Origin of the sequence: Phytoactinopolyspora endophytica, from assembly GCF_004138495.1 — a bacterium.
Taxonomy (GTDB): Bacteria; Actinomycetota; Actinomycetes; order Jiangellales; family Jiangellaceae; genus Phytoactinopolyspora; species Phytoactinopolyspora endophytica.
Window position 1 is genome coordinate 8,973 of sequence record NZ_ML142886.1, and the last position, 6,138, is coordinate 15,110.

General features: G+C 62.4%; 6 protein-coding genes. 2 read left to right on the plus strand and 4 right to left on the minus strand.

Annotation, left to right across the window (positions count from 1 at the left end; translation table 11 throughout):
• The 3 genes from ELR45_RS33935 to ELR45_RS33945 all read right to left on the minus strand — a co-directional run.
• The coding region (locus ELR45_RS33935; RefSeq protein ID WP_165368348.1) for an SDR family NAD(P)-dependent oxidoreductase at positions 1–759 on the minus strand (759 nt) is incomplete at its 3' end.
• Positions 726–1,733, minus strand: a complete 1,008-nt coding sequence (locus ELR45_RS33940) for a 3-oxoacyl-ACP synthase III family protein (protein WP_129670226.1) — start codon at positions 1,731–1,733, stop codon at positions 726–728. The genes ELR45_RS33940 and ELR45_RS33935, both read right to left, overlap by 34 nt.
• Before the next feature lie 191 nt (positions 1,734–1,924).
• On the minus strand, positions 1,925–2,491 hold the full coding sequence (locus tag ELR45_RS33945) for a helix-turn-helix domain-containing protein (RefSeq protein WP_165368349.1): 567 nt from the start codon (positions 2,489–2,491) through the stop codon (positions 1,925–1,927).
• A 692-nt stretch (positions 2,492–3,183) separates the two neighbouring features.
• On the opposite strand from ELR45_RS33945, the gene ELR45_RS33950 reads away from it, so the two are divergent.
• Together ELR45_RS33950 and ELR45_RS33955 are read left to right on the plus strand one after the other, a co-directional pair.
• Positions 3,184–4,335: an ABC transporter ATP-binding protein gene (locus ELR45_RS33950; RefSeq protein WP_129670228.1), complete on the plus strand. Its 1,152-nt coding sequence runs from the start codon at positions 3,184–3,186 to the stop codon at positions 4,333–4,335.
• On the plus strand, positions 4,335–5,417 hold the full coding sequence (locus ELR45_RS33955; RefSeq protein ID WP_240760341.1) for an ABC transporter ATP-binding protein: 1,083 nt from the start codon (positions 4,335–4,337) through the stop codon (positions 5,415–5,417). Before ELR45_RS33950 ends, ELR45_RS33955 begins: the two co-directional genes overlap by 1 nt.
• Before the next feature lie 3 nt (positions 5,418–5,420).
• Here the strand turns inward: ELR45_RS33955 and ELR45_RS33960 are convergent, their stop codons facing one another.
• Positions 5,421–5,840, minus strand: coding sequence for a hypothetical protein (locus tag ELR45_RS33960; protein WP_129670229.1), 420 nt, complete (start codon positions 5,838–5,840; stop codon positions 5,421–5,423).
• Between the last annotated feature and the right edge of the window lie 298 nt (positions 5,841–6,138).

The following is a 6,138-nucleotide window of genomic DNA, read 5'->3' on the forward strand; positions in this document are numbered from 1 at the left end:
AGTCTGACCGGTGACACTGCCCGCAGTGTCACCGGCGAGATACACAACCGCGCCCGCTAAGTCCGCCGTCCTGCCGAAGCGTCCCATGGGAGTGCGGCTGACGATCTGATCGCGTAGTACGTCCGACGACGCGAAGTCGGTGCCGAGGCCGATCTCGAAGAATCCAGGCGCCACCGCGTTGACCATGATGCCGTCGGTGGCCCAGTCCACTGCGAGCGCTCTGGTCAAGCCCTCGATCCCAGCTTTGGATGCCACATAAGCGCTGATCCCTCTGCGAGGTGATCTCGCCATGACCGACGACACCGTGACGAGCCGCCCACGTCCAGATGCCGCCAGGTATCGATGGGCATAACGCGCTGTCAGGAATGTTCCTGTGAGGTTGACATTGAGGATCTGGTTCCAGCCCTTCAGATCCATCTTGTGTGCCCGATGGGACTGCGGTGCTATGCCGGCATTGGCAATGACGGAATCAATCACGCCGAACCGCTGCGCGACGCGCGCGAACGCTCCAGCGACGGACGCCTCATCAGACACGTCACATGAGACAGGCAACGCCTCCGTTGGCACTTCCCTCGCAAGATCCTCTAAGGGCACAGCGCTCCTGGCGAGCAAGCCGAGCCGTGAGCCTTCGGTGGCGCACGCGTGTGCCAGTTCCACGCCGATTCCCCTGCTCGCGCCGGTGATGACGGTTACACGGCCGGCAAGCAGACCGTCCGAAGTCATCGTCACCGCAAGCCTTCCGGCGAGGGCGCCGTCCACCTCACTACGGCCCCTCCCCACGTCATCCCGCCACCGAACGCGACGAGGACCATCGTTTCTCCGGTCGACACCAAGCCATGTCGTACGGCATCGTCGAGCGTGATAGGAACTGAGGCTGCGCCCGTGTTCCCGTAGTGCTCAACTGTCAGATGCATCTGCCTAGGACCGAGGTTCAAGGTTTCCGCCAGGTCCTCCAGGATTGCTCCATTCGCCTGATGCGGAACGATCATGTCGATGTCTGAGAGATCCAGGCGTGCAGCGGTCAGAAGATCCGATACAACGGCCGGGAACACTCGATCCGCCAGGTTGCGGACGTCACGGCCTCTCATTCTGAAGTAATGCCCGCCGGACTCAACGGTCTCCACGCTCGGGGGTCTCCTGCTCCCACCGGCCATGATCTGGACGTACTCGGATCTGGTGCCGTCCGAACCTAACGTGCTGGCCAATAGGCCCTCACCGTGACTCGCTTTCCCTAGCACCACCGCACCGGCGCCGTCACCGAACAGGATGGCGGTACGGCGGTCCGTGTAGTCCAATATCCGTGAGTAGGTATCTGCGCCGATAACGAGCGCCGTGCGCAATTCCGGATTCGACTTGAGCATGCTGTCCGCCGTGACAAGCCCGTACACGAAACCCGTGCACACGGCGTCGATATCAAACGCCGCAGCCCTGAGAGCGCCGATCCGGGCCTGGACCAGACACGCAGTCGCCGGCATCGGCTGATCGCCCGTCGATGTCGCCAGAACGACAAGGTCCACATCGGCGGCGTCGACCTCGGCCGCGTCGAGGGCACGCTGAGCGGCGACACTACCCATATCGGAGGTGGCCTCATCCGGTGAGGCCACACGCCGTTCTTTGATGCGTGTCTTCTCGGTGATCCACTCCTCAGCAACCGTGAGTCTCTCGGCTAGCTCCGCGTTGGTCAACACGCGCTCAGGCACATACGCCCCGGTACCTAGGATTGCCGTCTTCATAGGTAGCCACGCCTCCCAAATCAGCCGCGCTTCTGACGGCGCTCCATCAGCGCGTCCAGAACGGATTGATGCGCGTGCTCACCGCGCATCCACACTGTCAACGCTGGTCGGCCGCCGAACCGGTGACCAGGAGGCGAGTTCCTCTGCGTCTCAGCGACAGGCCGAAGGCGTGCGAGGGGTTGGAAGCTGGTCTATCGGCTGTGTGCGAGCACGCCCCACTCGGTCATCCGCTGCCACAGATCGGAAAGGCTGGTCCGGTAGATCGTTGACATGGTCATGACGTCGTCAGTGCGTATCGTCAAGATGTCACCGCTGTACTCATCGCGCACGTCCCGAACGCCTTCGACGAACTGCGCGAGCACATTGGCTTCCTCCGGGGCCTGTTGAAGACTGTCGAGGCGGAACGCGGCCCTCCTTCGCTCGTGTTCGAACCGCTCTCGTCGCTGTGTTCGCCTGCTTAGCTCTTCGGGGCTGTGGAGCAGCGTCTCAACTGGCACGCGGTAAAGGTCGGCCAACTGCATGATACGACGAATACCTGGGGTACGCTCTCCACGCTCGTACGATCCTAGGACGGTATATCTAATGGATCCGCCAGTCAGACGCTCGACTTCCTGCAGTGTCAGCTGCCGGCGCAGCCGCTGGTCCCGCAGGCGGACCCCCAGGCTCGTGATGAACTTGTCGCCTGCGTCGGCTGAACTGTCGCACATGAAGGGTGCTCCCTTCCATCTGTCCCGTGGTGTCTCAATTGTGCCTTCCATGGCACTTGTTTGCATGTCGAAAGAGTCATGTGCGACACGGAAGATCAATCCATACAGTGCAATACACTCAACAATTCGGTCCGCGGACTAGCGCGCTCCGCCGCGAAAGCCCGCGTTTCTGCCGATTTATCCCACCCCGCCATGCCTGTCTAACGCAGCCCGTACATGAGCCAGAAGCCGTCGCACTAGACATGCCTTCATCGACCTAATCAGCCATATCGCAGCACGTGGCGTGGTTTTGCACCCAATGTGACATGTCGAATTGACTGTGACTGCAGCTTGTAGTGGCTTCATAGATCGAAGGCCTAGTGACCTCGACAGATTGACGATCTCAACATTCGCCAACTAGCATTGGGTGAACAATATATTTCTTGAGCTGGAACACTGGACCAATTCACGCGAGTAGCTCGCCGAGCTCGAGGACTCGACATACTCACTCGCATGGAACGTAACATCGTCTGACGCAGCGTGACAACTATTCACGCATAGTAACATCCCTGTTCACGCGCCCGGCGTGGACTCGATGGGAGGGGTACGATGCTTGCCCATGCCACTCGTCCGACGTTCACCCAAAGTATAGCCGCGATCATCGCGCCTCGGGACGGTCACAACGCTAGCTTCACCGAAGCTCGCCTTTCTCGGCACTGCGTCCGAGATCCTCGGTGGCACGCACTCGACCTTCGGCAGCTCCTATGGCCGCGCCAGTGAAGCTGAAACCGGCGGACGCCGCCGCTGCCGGGCAGCCTCTCCTGTCTGTTCGGAATCTGACCACACAGATCGCCACCGAGACCGGCACCGTCCAAGCGGTACGGGGTATCAGCTGGGATATCTATCCCGGTGAGATCCTCGGCATCGTCGGCGAGTCCGGCTCCGGCAAGAGCGTCAGCGTGAGCTCGCTGCTCAAGCTGCACCCCTCTCCCCCAGTGACGATCTCTGGCGGCCCGATCACCTTCGAAGGCCAGAACCTGCTGGAGCTGTCCGAGCGCAGGTTCCGGCGCATCCGTGGTCGGCAGATCGCGATGATCTTCCAGGACCCAATGACCTCCTTCAATCCGGTCAAAACCATCGGAAACCAGATCTCCGAAGCCATCCGTGTCCACAACCGCCGCATCTCTCGCAGAGCAGCCCGCGCACGCGCCATCGAGCTGCTCGGCATGGTCGGCGTCCCCCGTCCCATGGCACGCTACAAGCAGTTCCCCCACGAGTACTCCGGCGGCATGCGCCAACGCGCCATGATCGCCATGGCCATGGCCAACCAACCCAAGCTGCTCATCGCCGATGAGCCCACCACAGCCCTGGACGTCACCATCCAGGCGCAGGTTCTCGAGTTCCTCAAGCTCGCACAGCAGGAGACCGACGCAGCTCTCATCCTCATCACCCACGACCTCGGGCTGATCGCCGAGCTCGCTGACCGGGTCCTGGTGATGTATGCGGGCAAGATCGTCGAGTCCGCCCCAGTCCGCGAGCTGTTCCGCAACCCACGCCACCCCTACACGGTCAGCCTGTTGGAAAGCCTGCCACGCATCGATGTTGAGACGGAGCACCTGGCCACGATCCCGGGCTCCCCGCCCAACCTCGTGTATCCGCCGCCGGGCTGTGCGTTCCACCCACGCTGCTTCCTCTCCCACCAACGCGAACGATGCCGCACCGAGATACCCGAGCTCGTCGACCTCGAGGTCCGCGGTCATACGTCGGCCTGCCACTTCTCGCACGAGCTGGATTCGGAGTCCGCACCCCAAGAGGACGACGACGGTGATACGTCCGCCGTCACCAACGGCGACGGCGGAACGCAGCATGCGAACACATCCGCGGACTCCGAGCACGGACAGGAGGTGGACGCCTGATGGTGTCTTTGGAGATGGTTCCAGACAGCAAGATCGAGCCTCGGCCCGCACCAGGACAAGAGGTCTTGCGGGTCGAGGATCTCACCGTGCACTTCCCGGTCAAGTCCACCATCTTGCGCCGGAAGCTGGGCGAGGTGTCTGCCGTGGACGGCGTCAGCTTCAGTATTGCCGCTGGTGAGACGCTCGGGCTGGTCGGCGAGTCCGGTTGCGGCAAGTCCACCACGGCTCTGGCCGTCCTTCGCCTGGTCGAGGCAACCGATGGGCACATCTTCTTCAACGGAAAAGACCTACGAACACTCGGCAAGGGTGGCCTTCGACATCAACGGCGGAACATGCAGATCGTCCTGCAGGATCCGTTCTCGTCCCTCGACCCGCGCATGACGGTCCGTTCCATCGTCGCCGAACCACTCAAGGTTCACCACATGCACAAGAAGGCGTCCGACCGGAACGAGCACGTCAACGAACTCCTCCAACTTGTCGGGCTCGATCCGGCGCTCGCCACACGCTACCCGCATGAGTTCTCCGGCGGACAACGCCAGCGCATCAGCATCGCCCGGGCCCTCGCACTCGACCCCAAGCTGCTCGTCCTCGATGAGCCGGTCTCATCCCTCGATGTCTCCATCCAGGCACAGGTGGTTAACCTCCTCGAGGAGCTGCAGGACCGGCTCTCGCTGGCATACTTGTTCGTCGCCCACGACCTTTCAGTCGTGAAGCACATCTGCGACCGGGTAGCGGTGATGTACCTGGGCCACATCGTCGAGACCGGAACGGCTGACGAGGTCTACAACAGTCCGACGCACCCGTATACCCAAGCGCTCCTGTCCGCCGTGCCCGTCCCGGATCCAGAGCAGCGTGAGCACACGCACCGCATCATCCTGAAAGGTGATGTCCCCAGCCCGATGGATCCCCCGTCGGGATGCCGCTTCCGCACACGGTGCTGGAAGGCTGAAGAACGATGTGCCATCGAGACCCCTGAGCTCATCGACCGCTTCAACCACGGCCACCCAAGCGCGTGCCACTTCGCCAATTTACCGACACCAGCGCCGACGGCGGACTCCACGCCCAAAGGGTGGCTCGGCTGAGACTCAGATGAGCCAGGCGTACCAGCTCTCGGCGTTCGCTACGCCCCCTTGCTCGCGGAGCCGCTTGAGCGCGGGCTCGATCTCTCGCACGAACATCCAGTGCTCACGCAGGACAGCGGGCTCCATGTAGGCGGGCCTGATCCCAGTCACAGACAGCATCAGCTCTTCCCCTTGACGACGAAGCTCATCGAGCTCTTCGGCCGTCAACGGTTCAGGGCTTCGCGCAGCCGCGAGGACGTCAAGGAACAGCTGCAGCGAATCGGCGAGCCTGAGGTTCTCCCGCTCCCATGCCTCAATGGGCTTGGGCCAGCCACGGACATCTCCCCCGGCCGGCATCAACGAGACTGCATCTCGCAACGTGTCCACGGCCTGACGCAGAACGTCGGCCAACGGCGGCTGCGCAATGGCGAATGCGCGGATCAAGTCATCGGGATATGTCGTGGCCTGGACGTGCTGGAGTACAGCGCGAGCACATGCTGCAGGACCTATTGCATCAGCGGATAGCTGGCCGTGATCGTGCTCGCCTACGTCAACGCGCGATGTGCAGCTTCCTCGTCGTCCGGGCATGTCACGCGCGCCCAACGCCGGCGGAAACTCGCAGCTCCCGGAGCCCTCTAAGTTCCATGCAAGATCAGCCAGCGCCGCAGGCGGCACTCTACTTTCCAACGTTCTGGAACCAGTCTCCTGGAGACTCGCCGACCCCGACGGCAACCAAGTCCGC

Bases quoted from the DNA above. Each gene is read 5' to 3' on its own strand.
- ELR45_RS33940 (WP_129670226.1), bottom strand. From the start codon at position 1,733: ATGAAGACGGCAATCCTAGGTACCGGGGCGTATGTGCCTGAGCGCGTG.
- ELR45_RS33945 (WP_165368349.1), bottom strand. From the start codon at position 2,491: ATGGAAGGCACAATTGAGACACCACGGGACAGATGGAAGGGAGCACCC.
- ELR45_RS33950 (WP_129670228.1), top strand. From the start codon at position 3,184: ATGGCCGCGCCAGTGAAGCTGAAACCGGCGGACGCCGCCGCTGCCGGG.
- ELR45_RS33955 (WP_240760341.1), top strand. From the start codon at position 4,335: ATGGTGTCTTTGGAGATGGTTCCAGACAGCAAGATCGAGCCTCGGCCC.